Origin of the sequence: Stieleria magnilauensis, from assembly GCA_007753675.1 — a bacterium.
Classification (GTDB): Bacteria; Planctomycetota; Planctomycetia; order Pirellulales; family Pirellulaceae; genus Stieleria; species Stieleria magnilauensis.
Genome location: CP036432.1, coordinates 3,533,567 through 3,548,981, shown reverse-complemented (window position 1 = coordinate 3,548,981; position 15,415 = coordinate 3,533,567). Strand labels below are relative to the sequence as shown.

Below are 15,415 nucleotides of genomic sequence, written 5' to 3'. Positions count from 1 at the left end.
ACGTTTGCAGCGGGGATCACGTCGCACGCTTTGGCTGACTGGCGTTAGTCATTTTCAGCCACGCCTCCAATTCAGATCGAAGCTGTTCGGCTTTTTTCGGCAACTCGCCGGCGAGGTTCCGCGACTCGCTGATGTCGATCTTTAGGTTATAAAGTTCAATTGAGTCATCATCATAAAACTTAATCAATTTATAGTCCCCAGAGCGAATGGCGCTTCCTAGTCGATTGGCTTTGTGAAAGGCGTAATTGGGATAGTGGAAGTAGATCGACTCGCGATTCAACTCGGATTCGTTTTTAAACAGCGGTAACAGAGACATTCCATCGGGAGTATTGGAGGGATCGGCCTTCAGATTCGCTGCGTCAAGAATCGTTGCATGGATGTCCATGGTGATCGCCGGTGTTGAAGTTTGCGTGGCAGGCCTGACGCGACCGGGCCAGCGAACAATCATCGGGACTCGAATTCCACCTTCGTACAGGAACCCTTTCTCCGCCCGCAGTGGTTGAACGTTTGCCTGGAATGGTCCGTTATCCGAGGTAAAGATCACCAGGGTGTCTTCGCCCAGCCCCTGTTCGTCAATCGCTTTGATCAGTTTGCCGATCGATCGGTCCATGCCCTCAATCATTGCAGCGTATGTCGGATTCTCGACGCCCGGTCCTTTTCTGCGTTCGTATTTGGCGATCAAGTCGGCGGGAGCTTGGAATGGGTAGTGAACCGAGTAATTCCACCAGCACAGAAAGAACGGGCGATTCCCATCCGCTTTGGCGGACTTGATGAAGCTGATGCATTCGTCGGCACATCTGTCCGGCAAGTACTCGCCGTCGAATTTTCCTTGCAGATTGGGAATCCTGTACGGACTGAAATAGCTTGGTGGCCCTCCGAAACGACAGCCTCCGATATTGATGTCGAAGCCCTGGTGTTCAGGACGCAACTCCGGTTCCGTCGGCAGATCCGTGTCGGAGTTGGAGTCGGATCGGCTGCGATGGGAGAGGTGCCACTTTCCCACAAAGCCTGTCGCATACCCTGCCTGTTTGAGTTGCTCGGCCAGGGTGACCCGTTCCAGCGGTAGGTGTCGCAGCCAAATCGGTGTGATCAGATCCGTACCGGGTTTTTGGAAATTTGGCGGGTGTCCTCCGGCGTGATTGGTAATGTTGAGACGAGCCGGTGACTCTCCCGTCATCAGAGCTGCGCGTGTGGGCGTACAAACAGGCGCAGCGGAGTAGGCATCAGTGAAAAGCAAACCTTGCTTTGCCAGCCGATCGAGGTGGGGCGTGTCAAGTTTCTCGTTGCCGTAACAATGAAGGTCCTTCCACCCCAGGTCATCCGCCATGATCAAAACAATGTTTGGCGATTGTTCTTGGTTTGCCGTGTCCTGGCCAAACGCAATCGTCGACAAGGCACTGAGGGCAATCAGCGAAGCCAAGCAACAATCACAGCCTATCTTTTTGATCATCATTCTTTGTGTCTCAAATCGGCTTGGCGTTCGGTGGGGACATACCACCCGTCCAAAAGTGCACGGAGCGCCTTGACCTTTTTCGGATTCGTCACGGCAACATTCACGTGTTCACCGGGATCGTCTTTCAGATTGTAGAGCTGCGGTGCGTCACTGAGAGGCGGGTACTTCATTTTTCCCGGCGCCCCGTCGTACGTCAGCAGGAGCTTGTCGTGGCCGTGGATCACCCAGCGATACAAAAGCGATGCCTGCGGATTCTCGATATCGGCGATGTCGTGGGCAAAGGATTCGCCGAACAGCGTGTCGCGCTCGATGGGATCGCCTGACGTTAGTTGGGGCAGCAGATTGAGTCCGGGAAAGTCGTGTGGGCCCTTCACGTCGGCGGCTGCCAGAACGGTCGGAACAAAATCAATTGACGAACAAAGTTCGGGGCGATCCGCCGGCGTGATTTTGCCTGGCCAACGGAACATGATCGGCGTTCGTGTCCCGAGCTCATAGGGACTGCGTTTGGATCGCGGTCCGTAGCCGCCTGTTCCCGTCTGGATCCAGCCGTTGTCCGTGACGTAAATGACAAGCGTGTCTTCCGCAATGCCCGAGTTGTCGATGTGGTCCAACAGAGAACCGCAGGTTTCATCGAACCATTCGCACATCGCATAGTACTTCGCGATTCGTTCCTGGACTTTCTTGTTGAGGTACTTTTCAAGAAGTCGAGTCGGCGGATTGTGTGGTGTATGGGGCATGATCGGTGCGTACCAAACAAAAAATGGCTTCCCCGCTTCGACGCTGCGATCGATAAAGTCCGTAACAGGCTTGATGCCATCGCGCCCGATCGTCAGCCCCGCATCACCATGTCGCCCGCCCCGATTGGGGAACCCATTGGTCATGCCTTCGGTGAAACCACCACGTTGGAAAGAGCCTTCCCACCATTTTCCGCTCTGGTGACTGACGTAACCTTTTGTGGCCAGCCACTGAGGCAGGGCGCCGGTGCGGTCAATGTGTGAGATCAGCAATTCGCGAATGTCTCTGCCCGCTTTTTCAGCGTGAGCCCTGTTGGCTGGTGTGCCGGCGGGGTCGTTTCCCGTCGTCATGTTCTGATGCGAATAGAGTCCTGTGATCAGCGTCATTAATGAGGGGCGGCACAGTGCGGTCGGAACATAGCCACGTCGAAACAACGCGCTCTCCCTGGCAAGCTTGTCCAGGTTGGGCGTTTCGATGTCTGCATGCCCCATGAAACCGTAGTCGGTGTAGCCTTGGTCATCGGAGAGGATCAAGACGATGTTCGGCGGTTTGGAGGTCGCAACTGTCGCGGTTGCGACCATGCAAAGAAATGGGAGCAGGCGAAGAATGCGGTTCATGTTCTACGTCGAAGTTGATTGAGTGATTTGGCTTGATCGGAATGGGGGAAAGCCTCCCGGCAAACGCTCTGCATTGATAGTCAGTCAGAGATTCACTGCAGGAGGCTTTCGACATTTCGCTTCGAGCGCCAGTGAACGCCCGATGCGTCCGACGATATCGCGATGCGTTGCTCCTTGCTCATCGGGATACCGTCAGATCAACCATTCATCCGCTTTGATTGCTTTCGCGCGACCAGCGATACAGCCTGTCGCAGCGAAATAGGTTGCTGAATGCAATTTTAAACGATCGACGCCTCGACCGGAGCGATGTTGAATCACGAGCGGTCGTTGCGTCAGAAACCGCGTGAACTCATTCGTAGACCTCGCTTTTTTCTCGAAATTCCGGAGGAGGTGCATCATTCAACTCCGGGTGTTCCATCAACAGTTGTTCGATGTCGGAAGCGTTGTAGGTTCTCTCGGGTTCCTCTTCGGCACAACCTGCGGAGCCTATCACCAATAACAAAACAAACGCATGGGTAAAGAACTTCATAACGAACGCAGACTCCCAGAAATAGAATGAATACAATACATTGCAGAGCGACACGCGTCGCTTCAACGTTTTTCAAACACGCGAAAACAGATAAAGCAGTCACCAGTGAGCCATCGTGCCCGGGGATCGTGCGCGGGGATCGTGACCCCGGGATCGTGCACGACGGTTATTGCGACGACTGTTGCAATGTCAGCGCGAAATCAAAACTCTCCGTCGAGCACTTCATTGGATGCACGCGTGCCAAGTGCTCCCCACAAACCGAAGGGGCTTTGTGAACCGGGTACCGACAACGGGTCCGTGTTCACGCTCGCGTTGGACACCATGGCTCGCGACGATGGGTTTCCAGCCTCGATGGAGTCGGTGACAAATCTGACGGCACCATCGCCCATCAAGATATGCGCCCCGCCTGGGTGTCGGCTGCTCGGTGGGCACACGCCTTCGGACTGGTACCAGTTTTGGTCGAAACACAACTCTCGGTTGGGAGGCAAGATCGTGTAGACCCCGGAGTGGATATGCAGACCCCAGGCCCAGCGAAAACCGCGGCGATTGTCGATGTGGGGATTGCTGACAAACGGAGCAGTCGGGCCCCAGAATAGAGGTCGATCGGGATCGACAAACGACTCACAAGCGATTGCACCGCCGGGCGACTTGATCGGCCCGGTTGCCCCGGTCGTGCCGTTCACATGCCTTGAGCGTTTGTCATCATCACCAAGGTCGGTGATAAACTCACCCATTGCGATGGTGTTGGACAAGCCATCGAGCACGTCTCGAAAGGCGGTTTTAAATTGACAATTGAAAAAGCCTCGGTTGCTGATCCTCGCTGATTGGATGATATCCGCCGACTTCAACGCCCCTTGTATCGTGTACGCGGCCCCGTAATTCGTCCGGTGGACCGAGTCCCCCATGCACGCGCCGTAGTTGGTCCGTCCCATGGCGGGAAGCCCGACACCTGGATCGCTGGGGCAACGGAAAGTTGGGATATCTGATTCGAATGGATCGTAGGGTCCAGCAGCTGAATTGACGAGACGACTGAACACACGGCCTGGATAGGGGCCCATCGGGGCATAGATGTTCCCGGCACCAATTTCCCCGTCGGGAACTTTGTAAGGATTGGAGATTTGGTCCCAAAGGGCCTGCTGTTCGATGAACGCAGTGAGCCCGACTAATGCGGATAGTTCCAGACTGTTGCTTCCAGGGGCGAATTCTCGGCGGGTGGTCGAGTAGGTTCCGCCGCCCTGGGCGGGTAAGCGCTGATAGGCCGAATGGTAATTGTGAATCGCCAAACCGACCTGCTTGAAATTATTGCTGCAGCTCATGCGGCGAGCCGCTTCTCGAGCTGCTTGAACGGCAGGTAGAAGCAACCCCACCAAGATTCCGATGATTGCGATGACGACAAGGAGTTCAACCAGTGTGAATCCTCTTCGTCGATTACAGCTACGCATAGCATGATTTCCTAATCAATAGATCAAACCTGAAACAAGAAATTGCAACCCCGGCTATCAGGCCCCGAGACCCTCGACGAGTTTCGGACCTCAAGCGGATGAGAATGCAGTCACTGAATAGGAATGTTAGCGCTCCCCTCTTTCAAGGATATGCATCGATCGTCATTCAGCGAAGTTTCTGCGCACACTGCGGGCGTGGAAGAGCAGCCTTCGGCATGAGACGCACGACCATCAAACGGCATGTCGTCACGGCAAATTTGGACGACCGAAAGTCCAACGGATTGTCGGCTGCCGCAAAGCATCAGAAAGGGAAACCAGCACGCCACAGAGGAAAGATGCCAGAGCGGATAGACATCTTTGTATCGAATGGGGGCCGCAGTCAGCGTTGTTTTCGACACACCGAAGGCGTGACGCCGGTCGTGCGGCGGAAGGCATGGGTGAAGACGCTGTGATCGAAAAAGCCGCAGGCGAACGCGATTTCAATGACCGGCTTTGTTGTTTCGCGTAACAGTCGTGATGCTGCTGCGATGCAGATTTTGGCGATCAATTGCGTGGGCGTCAGGTCGATCGATGTCACTTCGTTGCGGCATGCTTGTGCCGGTGGGTGAGGCTATCGTTCTGTGCTCATTTTCAGTCTTCGACTGACGCGACCGATCAAGCGTTGCTTGCTGACGCAGATGGGAATGATGGCCCGACCCGTCTGCGGACTCTCGAGCAGGGACATTGCTCGTCATTGCCGGCCAGATTTGGTGGGTAGTGTCTTGGAAACGGCGGCTCGACTTCGCTGTCCACGATTGAATTCGTTTTCAAGCTGGGCTTACGCGTGAGCCATGATTCGAAAAGTGCCTGCCGGTTAGCTGCCGGCAGGCACGCGGACTCGGTAGATCGTTGTGGGTAGACACCCGATGTCGTGTGCCATCTAGATCGCCGGTCCGTTTCGTTCTCAGCCCGAACAGCCGAGGGAGCCACCGACAAGTGTGAGCTCGCACTACTATCCAGGGACCAAACGATGACGACAGTTTACAAAAGATTCATTGGGGTTGACGTCGCAAGCCGCAAACTTGATCTCTTCGATTCGGTTGCAAAAGTACATCAAACGATCGATAACACACCGGAAGCAATCAACGCATGGATCAAACTTCTCCGCCGCAAGCGTGCCAAGACAATCGTGGTGATGGAAGCCACCGGAGGCTACGAAAGCAATCTGGTGGACGCTTTGCACGAAGCCGATACGGATTGTTGCGTGTGCAACCCCGCGCAGGTGCGATCGTTCGCCAAAGGGATCGGACTGATCGAAAAGAACGATCCGATCGACGCCAGAATGATCGCCCGGTTTGGTGAGGTCGTCACGCCAAAGTTGCGTGAGAAACCTTCTCCCGAAGAACGCAAGCTCAAGGCGCTGGTGCATCGACGTGATCAAATTCTCTCGCAACAGTCGGCCGAACGGAACCGCCTTGCCCAAGCCCGCGACGAGGAAGTGCGTGAAGTCATCCAGGAAGCGTTGGACTTCTATAAACGGCAAATCGCGGGGATTGAGAAGAAAATTGCCGCGCTGATCGATGCCAGCCAACCCCTGTCTGAGCGAGCAGCGCTACTCGCTTCGTGCCCCGGTGTCGGCACCGCAACGGTCGCGATGTTTCTGGCCGAGCTCCCCGAACTAGGCTCGCTCAACCGCGGCCAAATTGCCAAGCTCGTTGGCGTCGCGCCGATCGTCCGTGATAGCGGCCAAAAGGAAGGCAAACGCAGCACGTTTGCCGGTCGCTCCCTGGTCCGCAAAGTGCTTTACATGGCCGCTTTGGTTGCCACGCGATACAATTCGATCATGAAAGCGTTCTACCAACGCCTGCTGGCCAAAGGCAAGCCGCCGAAGGTGGCGATCGTGGCAGTGATGCGAAAGCTCTTGGTAACGCTGAATGTCATGGTGCGCGAAGGAACGCCTTGGCGTGAATCCACTCTCGCGCCTGCGGGGTAGGCCTCTGGGGCAACACTGGCATCGGTCCGACATGGCAAAGTCCCACATGCATACGTGTCGCATCGGAAGTCACTCACCCCCTTCATACAACAAGACGTTTGGTGAGCCCCTTTCGCGTCGCCGTCACATTGGCCTGCGCAAGCAGATGAGGCCGATGTGACGGCGATGCGGAATGGGGCGGCCCATTTCGTTGAGTCCCGAACGAGCGTCAGCCCCCCTCAGTACCACCCTGAGCTGAATCTCACCAACCAGAGCCAAAGATGCAAAACCAAGAAAACTTCCGGGCGAGCCATCACTCGCCATTGACAGAAACTAAGACAGCCGATGGCACCGTAACAATGGGAAGATTTTGGGGTAGGAAGATTTTTGGGGTAGGAAAATAGCAGCATGACAAACAACGCGCGATATGAGATGGACGCTGAATGATCGTTATTTCGTTTGCTTGGCGAGATACGTTGCCAGTTCGATCAGTGAAACGCGTTTGTCGTCGTCCTGGTCGGCCTGCTTCAAAATGGTTTTGGCAAGTTGGCCGCTGACCGGCGTTTCAAATAACTCCGATTCATCGATGAAGGTGCTTCGGTTCTTGTCGTGACGGGTGAGCAACTTCCTCGCTTCGGCCAGGTGTCCGTCGTCGAAACCGAGTGTCTTTCGCGTTTGCGTGATGACTTGCTGGACTTCCATTTGCGTCAATTCGCCGTCCCCATTCTTGTCCAATTCGCTGAGTGGGTTTGTGCCGGAGCCGTTTGAAAACGGGCCTTCGGCAGCGACGAATTCATCGGTGTCGATGGTGCCATCGGAGTTCCGGTCATAGCGTTCAAACACCGAACGCACCTTTGCGAGGTCCGACTTGCTCATTCCCGAGTCTCGGCGATGCTTGGCCAGCATGGTGGCAATCTCGTCGGGATCGAGCTGGCCGTTGCCGTTGCGGTCGTTTCGCCTCAGGTAGATGTTCGCGTTGTTGACGACTTGCTGTGTGACGCCGGAATCGCCTCGCAGTTTTGCGAAGCGGACGCAGAGTTCCAGGTGTGTCAGTTTGCCATCTCGGTTGAGATCGAACTGTTCGATTTCGTCTTTCCAGTCGATCCGTTTCTGTTCCTCTTTGTCAATCGAGCCGTCTTCGTCGGTGTCGTAGACGGTCATCGATCGCGTCGCGTCGGTCAAATCGATGGGAGCGATGACTAACGCGTATAGGTCCGGCTTGTCGCCGGAGAGGACCTGCGCCGAGGCGGTATCGGTCACGATGACGATCGACAGACCGACGACAAGAAGAGTCTTAACCATGAGGCACCTGAATGAAACGCGAAGGAGGGGGGGCGCCCCCTCCCAGTCATTCTGTGCGATCCGGTGATCGCGCTGGGCCGGAGATCGGGAGCCCCTGAGTCCACCTTGCGCGATCATCGAGCCGACTGCACGCTAGATGTCGCAGTCGCGCATCCGATTGACATGGGATTGCCTTGCGAGCTCGCCGCCTTCGGGTAGGCGATCGCCGGACCGGAGATCCGTCCTTCCCGGCGAAGATTTGTCGTTTTGCCACCGCTGTCGCTGTCTGGTCGGCACGCGACTTGCATACCACCATGGGGTATATTGAAACGGTGACCTTTTGACAGTCTGGAGAAACGATGGACCACGCTAACAAAGATGAGACGTCATTGCCGGTCGCCGGTCCGTCAATGCAACTTGATCCGGTTTGTGGCATGAAGGTGCCTGCAGACGCTGCCCGTTCGGCAGATTTCGAGGGCAAGCATTTCGTTTTTTGCAGCGATGGATGTTTAAAAACGTTCCGTGCGGATCCGGCCGGAGTGCTGGCCAAACGATCGCAGAAGGAGGCCTCGAGCGGCTCGTCCTGTTGCGGTGGAGACACTGCGACTCGGATCGAGGAAACCGCGGCAGCGTCTTCGTGTTGCGGTGGTCACTCAGCAACCAAGATGAGCGGTTCGCCGGCAGACCCGACGGCGATCTATACCTGTCCCATGCACCCGGAAATCGAACAAGTCGGGCCTGGCGATTGTCCAATTTGTGGGATGGACTTGGAACCCAAGGTCGTCGCGTTGGCGGACGAGGGTGAAGACAAGCAGTACACCGACATGAAACGTCGGTTTTGGGTTGGCGTTGTGTTGTCGGTGCCGCTGCTTGTGATCGCAATGGGACCGATGGTGGGATTGCGGATTGCGGACTGGATGAGCCAGTCGGTGTTTGGCTGGCTGCAGTTGGTTCTCGCGACGCCCGTGGTGTTCTGGTGCGGATGGCCGTTATTAGTCCGCGGAGCCAAGTCGTTCCGTTCGATGAATTTAAACATGTTCTCACTGATCGCCGTGGGGACATTGGCAGCCTACCTGTTCAGCTTGGTCGTCGTGCTGGTCCCAGGCGTGATCCCGGAGGCTTTCTTCGAGAACGGTGTTCCGCCACTGTATTTTGAAGCCGCGGCGGTGATCATCACGTTGGTGTTGCTCGGACAAGTGCTGGAACTGCGGGCACGCCATCAAACCGGTGGTGCGATTCGCGAACTGATGAAGCTGGCGCCCGAGACGGCACACCGAATCACGGGTGATGGCGAAGAAGACATTCCGCTGGATTCAGTGCACATGGGCGATCGGCTGAGGGTTCGTCCTGGTGAAAAGGTTCCGGTCGATGGGAAAGTGCTCAGCGGTTCAAGCAGTGTCGATGAGTCGATGTTGACCGGCGAGCCGATGCCGGTGAAGAAGGTGGAAGGCGATGAAATCACCGGCGGGACGTTGAACCAGACCGGCGCGCTGGTGATGGAGGCGGTCGGGGTTGGCGGTGATACGGTTCTCAGCCGCATCGTGCAAATGGTTGCGGAAGCTCAGCGGAGTCGCGCCCCGATTCAGAAACTGGTCGACGTGGTCGCACGGTACTTTGTGCCAGCGGTCATCGTCTGTTCGATTGTCGCATTTATCGGATGGGCGGTCTTTGGCCCGGAGCCGCAGCTGGCTCATGCGTTTGTCGCGGCTGTGGCGGTGCTGATCATTGCTTGTCCCTGTGCCTTGGGACTGGCCACGCCGATGTCTGTGATGGTGGGTGTCGGCCGCGGTGCGAAGGAAGGCGTGTTGATCAAGAATGCAGAAGTCTTGGAAGTCATGGAGAAGGTGGACACGATCGTCGTCGACAAGACCGGCACGTTGACCCAGGGACGACCGGAAGTGACGGGCGTCGAGACGTTTAACGACTGGAACGAGACTGATGTGTTGACGTTGGCTGCGGCGGTCGAAGCACAGAGCGAACATCCGTTGGCTCAAGCGATCGTTCGCCGAGCGAAGGCGGATGAATTACAGGTGGTCGAGGCAAGTGAATTCGACAGTATCACCGGAGGAGGAGTTTGGGCTCGCGTTGATGATCATGAAGTGTTGATCGGCAAGGCTGACTTGTTGGACGAACAAGGCATCGAGGGCGTGGATGCGGGGCGGCAGGCTGCGGGATCGCATCAGAGCGAGGGGGCGACGGTTGTGTTCGTGGCGATCGGCAACACACTGGCGGCAATTCTTGCGATCACCGACCCGATCAAGAAAAGCACGCCAGCAGCGTTGACGACGTTGCATGATCTGGGGTTGAAGGTCGTGATGTTGACCGGCGACGCCGAACCGACTGCGAACGCCGTCGCATCGAAGCTGGGCATCGACGAGTTTCACGCCGGTGTTTCGCCCCAGGAAAAGCACGACTTCGTTCGCAAATTGAAGCAGGAAGGCAAGACCGTTGCGATGTGTGGCGACGGGATCAACGACGCTCCGGCACTGGCCGAAGCAAACGTGGGCATCGCGATGGGGACCGGGACAGGCGTTGCGATTGAATCTGCGGGTGTCACGCTCGTCGGTGGTGATCTCCGCGGGGTTGCTGCGGCGGCAAATTTGAGCCGCAAAACGATGAGCAACATTCGTCAGAACCTGTTCTTCGCGTTCATTTACAACGCACTGGGAATCCCCGTCGCGGCAGGATTGCTCTATCCGTTCTTCGGCGTATTGCTCAGTCCCATGATTGCGGCGGCAGCGATGAGTTTTAGCAGCGTGTCGGTGATTGCAAACGCGTTGAGATTGCGTGCGGCCACGCTCACGTCGTGATGATGGGCATGGAGATGTCCTACCGAACGACTTTTATGAGTTGGTGATGAACAGCTGACTGCAGAAACGCTTAGAGGGTAAAATTGCGGCCTCGGCGAAACGAACCGTTCCAAAAGTCTCCCCCCATGTTCTTAGACGACGAGAAAAAGAAACTCAACAATCGACTTCGGCGTGTCATCGGACAAGTCGAAGCGGTTGGTCGTATGATCGAGGATGAGGAATACTGCGTCGATGTCCTGATGCAGCTGTCTGCCGCGATGGGAGCACTCAATAAAGTTGGCCAAATCGTCTTGGAAGAGCACATTCGGAGCTGCGTCAGCGATGCCATCAAGTGCGGCAGGGCTAAGGACCGTGACGAAAAAATCGAAGAGCTGATGAAGGTTTTTCGGAAGTATGGTGAGTAGGGCACGCGACTTAGACGGCTCGGTCGCTTCCATTCGTTCTTGCTACACTGTTGCGTCTGCGAAATCGTGCCTAGGGTTTGGCACGCTATGACGAAGACTTCATTGACTTACTACGGGATGCCTGATGCTCAGCCGTTTGATTCGCCTTGCCGCGATGAGTTGTCTATTCTGTTTGCCGACGATCTCGGCGGTCGCCGATGATGGCGATTTGTTTTTGAAACCTCCGGCCGTGGTGCGACCGGACAAGCCAATTTATTCCCCGAACAACCGCGCGTTTCAAGGGATTCCGAGTCTGGCGATTGCTCCCGGTGGTCGATTGTGGGCAACCTGGTACGCCGGTGTCACGCCCGGCGAAGACCAGAATAACTACGTCGTGCTGAGCACGAGCGACGACGATGGCGAAACGTGGACCGAAGTGCTGGTGGTGGATCCTGACGAAGCCGGTCCGGTTCGAGCTTACGACCCGGAACTGTGGATGGCCCCGGACGGTAAACTGCGTCTGGCATGGGCTCAGGCCATCGGGCACGAAGGTACCATCGCCGGGGTCTGGTTTCTGACGATCACGAATCCGAATGACGCTCGGCCGCAATACGAGGCGCCCGAACGGGTCACCGATGGAGTCATGATGTGCAAACCGCTCGTCTTGTCGTCGGGCGAATGGGTGCTACCGGCGTCGACGTGGCGGAAGACCGATCACAGCGCTCGAGTGATCGTGTCCGATGACGAAGGGGCGACGTGGACCTTGCGGGGCGGTTGCAACGTCCCAGAAAAAGACCGTGCCTTTGACGAACACATGTTGATTGAGCGACGCGACGGATCGCTGTGGATGTTGGCGCGGACGCGGTACGGGATCGGCGAAAGTGTTTCCACCGACGGCGGACGCACCTGGCCAGAATTGGCTCCTTCCAACATCGCCCACCCCAGCGCCAGGTTTTTCATCCGTCGATTGAATTCTGGCAAGCTGCTGTTGGTCAAACACGGGCCCGTCGACAAGCGGATCGGGCGATCCCACCTGACCGCGTTCCTGTCCGACGACGATGGTCAGACCTGGAGCGGCGGTCTGTTGCTGGACGAACGCAATCAGGTCTCGTATCCCGATGGACAGCAAGCCGCCGACGGGACCATCCGCATCATCTATGACTTCAGTCGAACCGGTGAACGCCACATTCTGATGGCGACGTTCCGTGAAGAGGATGTCGCGGCGGGAGAGTTGGTCAGCGATTCGGCCAAGCTGCGCCAGATCGTCAGTGACGCATCGGGCCCGCTGGAAACGGAATGAAATTCATCTGCCCAATCGTTTGGCTGGTCGCATGCCTTGCGGCCGTCGGGTGCAACCGCCGTGAAGAATGGCCCTTCCGACCGGTCACGTTGATTTGTCCGTGGTCGGCCGGGGGAGGTACGGATCGGGTGTCGCGGCAAGTTGCGGTGCAGCTTGAGAGCGAGCTCGGTGTGCCAGTCAATGTGGTCAACGCCACGGGCGGCGGGGGCGTGACGGGACACACACGCGGTGCCACCGCTTCTGCCGACGGATACACCGTGACCATGGCCACGGTGGAGCTAAACATGTTGCACTGGCGCAGCCTGTGCCCGATCACGCCCGATCGCTTTGAGCCGTTGGCGATGATCAACCAAGATTCGGCAGCGATCTTCGTGTCCGCAGATTCTCCTTGGCATTCACTGCGGGATCTGGATGCCAAGCTGCGTCAATCAACGGAATCCTTGCGGGCGTCGGGAACTGCAGCCGGCGGGATTTGGCACCTCGCATTGTTGGGTTGGTTGGACCGCAGCGATCTACCGAGCGAATCGGTGACCTGGGTTTCGATCAACGGAGCGGCACCTTCGCTCCAGGAGATGATGGCCGGTGGGTTGGAGATCGTGTGCTGCTCCATCCCCGAAGCGCGCGGATTGATCGATGCCGGAGAGATTCGATGCTTGGGGGTGATGAGCAGGGAGCGAAGCCCCGCGGCGCCCGAGGTCGCGACCTTTGCCGAGCAGGGCATTGATTGGTCGATCGGGGCCTGGCGGGGGCTGCTGTTTCCCAAAGGTGTTCCGGAGGATCGCGTCACGAAGATGCGGGAGGCGGTTTTGAACGTCGCCAATAGCAACGAGTTTCGTCAGTTCATGGCGGCGTCTGGATTCCAGGTCGCGGTCGCCGACGGGGATCAGTTTGAAGCGTTTCTGACGCAGACCGATGCGGACTTTGGCGAGATTTTGAATCAGCCACATATGAAGCAAACACAGTCGTCAGCGATCGGCCCTTACTTTCTTCCATCGATCCTTGCCGCGCTGGGAATCGTCATCGGTGCGTTTGGATGGGGCGTCTCCAGGTCGACGCTGAACGAGGAGGCAAACACAGCAGCGGCCGAAAACTTGGCGATTGATTATCACGCGTTGTTGCGATTCGCTGCGGCCGTTGGTCTGTTCATTGTGCTTTGTGAATCGCTCGGCTACGTGATCTCCGCAGGCGCGATGCTGCTTGCGATGTTGCTGATGTTGCGAGTCGGATGGCGCCTCGCCGTGGCTGTGACCGTGGTGACCATTCCGAGCTTGTATCACGTTTTCGCGGTCGTACTCGGCGTTCCCCTTCCCTGGGGCTGGTTGGGTTGGTGACATGGATCCTGCACTGTTACAAGCAGCCGGTGATGTTTTCGGCCGCGCTGATGTTTGGCTGATCATCGTCGCCGCGGCGTTCTATGGGATCTTTGTCGGTGCCATCCCGGGATTGACGGCCACGATGGCCGTGGCCTTGTTTGTCCCCGTGGCGTATTGGTTGGATCCGGTGGCTGCGATCGGTGCGATCGTGACCATGGTCGCCTGTGCGATCTTTGCGGGAGACATTCCGACGGTTCTGTTGCGAATCCCGGGCACGCCGGCGTCGGCCGCCTATGCCGATGAAGCGTATCGGTTGTCGGAAAAGGGGCTGGCACAGCAAGTCTTGTCGGTCTCGCTGACGTGCAGCGTGATCGGCGGCATCATCGGGGCGATCCTCTTGATGGTGCTGGGCAGCCAACTCGCAGCGGTCGCGAGCTGGTTTTCTGTCACCGAGTACTTTTGGTTGTACTTGATCGGACTCAGCTGCTGTGTGTTGGTGGTACCAGCGGGGGCTCGGTGGAAAGCGATGTTGAGTCTGATCCTTGGGATCTTGTTATCCACGGTCGGCCTGAGCGCGGTGCATCTTGAACCGCGATTCACCTTTCATTCCGTGGCGCTGTACCAAGGGATCTCGTTCATCCCGGCGATGATCGGTCTGTTCGGGTTGTCGGAAGTGTTTGCGAATCTTTCACAGGCCAAGCGAGGTGACAGCGGGGCGTGTGCCGTTGCACCGGCGGTATCATTCGGCACGATCATCGGGGCTTCACGGTCGGCATTGGTGACTCGGTTAGTCAAACGCCGATCGGGCACGGTCCGGTCGAGCTTGATGGGAGTCTTGATCGGGATGCTGCCTGGCGCCGGCGCCGATATCGCATCGTGGGTCACATTCGCCGCGGCCAAACGTGGTCGTGATTCGAAGGCGGATCGGGAATCGATCGATGCGATCGGAGACGCCACGACGGCCAACAGTGCTGCCTTGGCCGGAGGCTGGATACCGACGTTGGTGTTTGGCATTCCCGGTGATTCCATCACAGCGATCGTGATTGGGGTGTTGTTGATGAAGAACGTCACACCGGGGCCAGCAATCTTTGAGAGTCAACCGTCGCTGGTGTACGGCATTTACCTCGTGTTTCTGATTGCGAATCTCGTGATGTTGCCGGTCGGCTTTCTGGCCATCCGCTTGGGACTTCGTCTCGTCCGGATTCCCAAGCAGATTCTGCTTCCGATCATCGTGTTGTTTTGCGTCACCGGCTCTTATGCACTCAACGCCAGCCTGTTCGACGTCGGAATCATGTTGGCGATGGGACTGGTCGGGTTCGTTTTGAATCGGCGGGGATTTCCGCTCGGCCCGGTGGTCCTGGGATTGGTGCTCGGCGGACCACTGGAGGAACGTTTGATTCAATCGCTGACCGCGTCTGGCGGAAACCCATTGGGTTTGCTCAATCGCCCCATCGCCGTCGTGTTGGCGATCGTCACAGCCTTCATCATCGCAAGCATCCTACGGCGATCGATTCAGGAGCTGCGTCGGCGCGAGTCTGCTTGACGGTTCGTGTGCCCGCCCTTGCCCTCGGCTTAGCGCATGCGAGTTGACGTGGCGATCG

Annotated in this window: 12 protein-coding genes; 6 read left to right on the top strand and 6 right to left on the bottom strand. The window is 57.2% G+C overall.

From position 1 onward, the window contains the following. Positions 1 to 16 precede the first annotated feature (16 nt). The 5 genes from TBK1r_RS12505 to TBK1r_RS12485 form a co-directional block, all read right to left on the bottom strand. Positions 17 to 1,453, bottom strand: coding sequence for a sulfatase (locus TBK1r_RS12505; RefSeq protein WP_145210807.1), 1,437 nt, complete (start codon positions 1,451 to 1,453; stop codon positions 17 to 19). Further along, entirely contained in the window at positions 1,450 to 2,805 is a 1,356-nt protein-coding gene (locus tag TBK1r_RS12500; protein ID WP_145210804.1) for a sulfatase family protein, read from the bottom strand. The genes TBK1r_RS12505 and TBK1r_RS12500 overlap by 4 nt, the downstream gene beginning before the upstream one ends. Positions 2,806 to 3,154: 349 nt before the next feature. Continuing rightward, a complete protein-coding gene (locus TBK1r_RS12495) occupies positions 3,155 to 3,334 on the bottom strand; it encodes a hypothetical protein (protein WP_145210799.1) in 180 nt (59 codons plus the stop codon). A 200-nt stretch (positions 3,335 to 3,534) separates the two neighbouring features. After that, positions 3,535 to 4,776, bottom strand: coding sequence for a DUF1559 domain-containing protein (locus TBK1r_RS12490; protein WP_145210796.1), 1,242 nt, complete (start codon positions 4,774 to 4,776; stop codon positions 3,535 to 3,537). Positions 4,777 to 5,155: 379 nt separating this feature from the next. Then, positions 5,156 to 5,353, bottom strand: a complete 198-nt coding sequence (locus TBK1r_RS12485; RefSeq protein WP_145210793.1) for a helix-turn-helix transcriptional regulator — start codon at positions 5,351 to 5,353, stop codon at positions 5,156 to 5,158. Between the two features lie 432 nt (positions 5,354 to 5,785). Here TBK1r_RS12485 and TBK1r_RS12480 point away from each other — a divergent pair, with 432 nt between their 5' ends. Continuing rightward, complete coding sequence (locus TBK1r_RS12480) at positions 5,786 to 6,748, top strand: IS110 family RNA-guided transposase (protein WP_145210790.1); 963 nt, start codon at positions 5,786 to 5,788, stop codon at positions 6,746 to 6,748. A 429-nt stretch (positions 6,749 to 7,177) separates the two neighbouring features. On the opposite strand, the gene TBK1r_RS12475 is transcribed toward TBK1r_RS12480, so the two are convergent. After that, on the bottom strand, positions 7,178 to 8,029 hold the full coding sequence (locus TBK1r_RS12475) for an EF-hand domain-containing protein (RefSeq protein ID WP_419581278.1): 852 nt from the start codon (positions 8,027 to 8,029) through the stop codon (positions 7,178 to 7,180). A gap of 338 nt (positions 8,030 to 8,367) precedes the next feature. Here TBK1r_RS12475 and TBK1r_RS12470 point away from each other — a divergent pair, with 338 nt between their 5' ends. The 5 genes from TBK1r_RS12470 to TBK1r_RS12450 all read left to right on the top strand — a co-directional run bounded on the left by TBK1r_RS12470 (position 8,368) and on the right by TBK1r_RS12450 (position 15,357). Next, positions 8,368 to 10,818 (top strand): heavy metal translocating P-type ATPase, encoded by a 2,451-nt coding sequence (locus TBK1r_RS12470; protein WP_145210785.1) that lies wholly within the window; start codon positions 8,368 to 8,370, stop codon positions 10,816 to 10,818. A gap of 125 nt (positions 10,819 to 10,943) precedes the next feature. Then, a complete protein-coding gene (locus TBK1r_RS12465; protein WP_145210781.1) occupies positions 10,944 to 11,222 on the top strand; it encodes a metal-sensitive transcriptional regulator in 279 nt (92 codons plus the stop codon). 154 nt (positions 11,223 to 11,376) lie between these two features. Then, positions 11,377 to 12,501: a sialidase family protein gene (locus TBK1r_RS12460; RefSeq protein ID WP_419581277.1), complete on the top strand. Its 1,125-nt coding sequence runs from the start codon at positions 11,377 to 11,379 to the stop codon at positions 12,499 to 12,501. Next, positions 12,498 to 13,832 carry a tripartite tricarboxylate transporter substrate-binding protein gene (locus TBK1r_RS12455; RefSeq protein WP_145210775.1) on the top strand — a complete coding sequence of 445 codons (1,335 nt, stop codon included), beginning with the start codon at positions 12,498 to 12,500 and terminating at the stop codon, positions 13,830 to 13,832. The genes TBK1r_RS12460 and TBK1r_RS12455 overlap by 4 nt, the downstream gene beginning before the upstream one ends. Position 13,833: 1 nt before the next feature. Continuing rightward, positions 13,834 to 15,357 (top strand): tripartite tricarboxylate transporter permease, encoded by a 1,524-nt coding sequence (locus TBK1r_RS12450; protein WP_145210771.1) that lies wholly within the window; start codon positions 13,834 to 13,836, stop codon positions 15,355 to 15,357. The last annotated feature ends 58 nt before the right edge of the window (positions 15,358 to 15,415 follow it).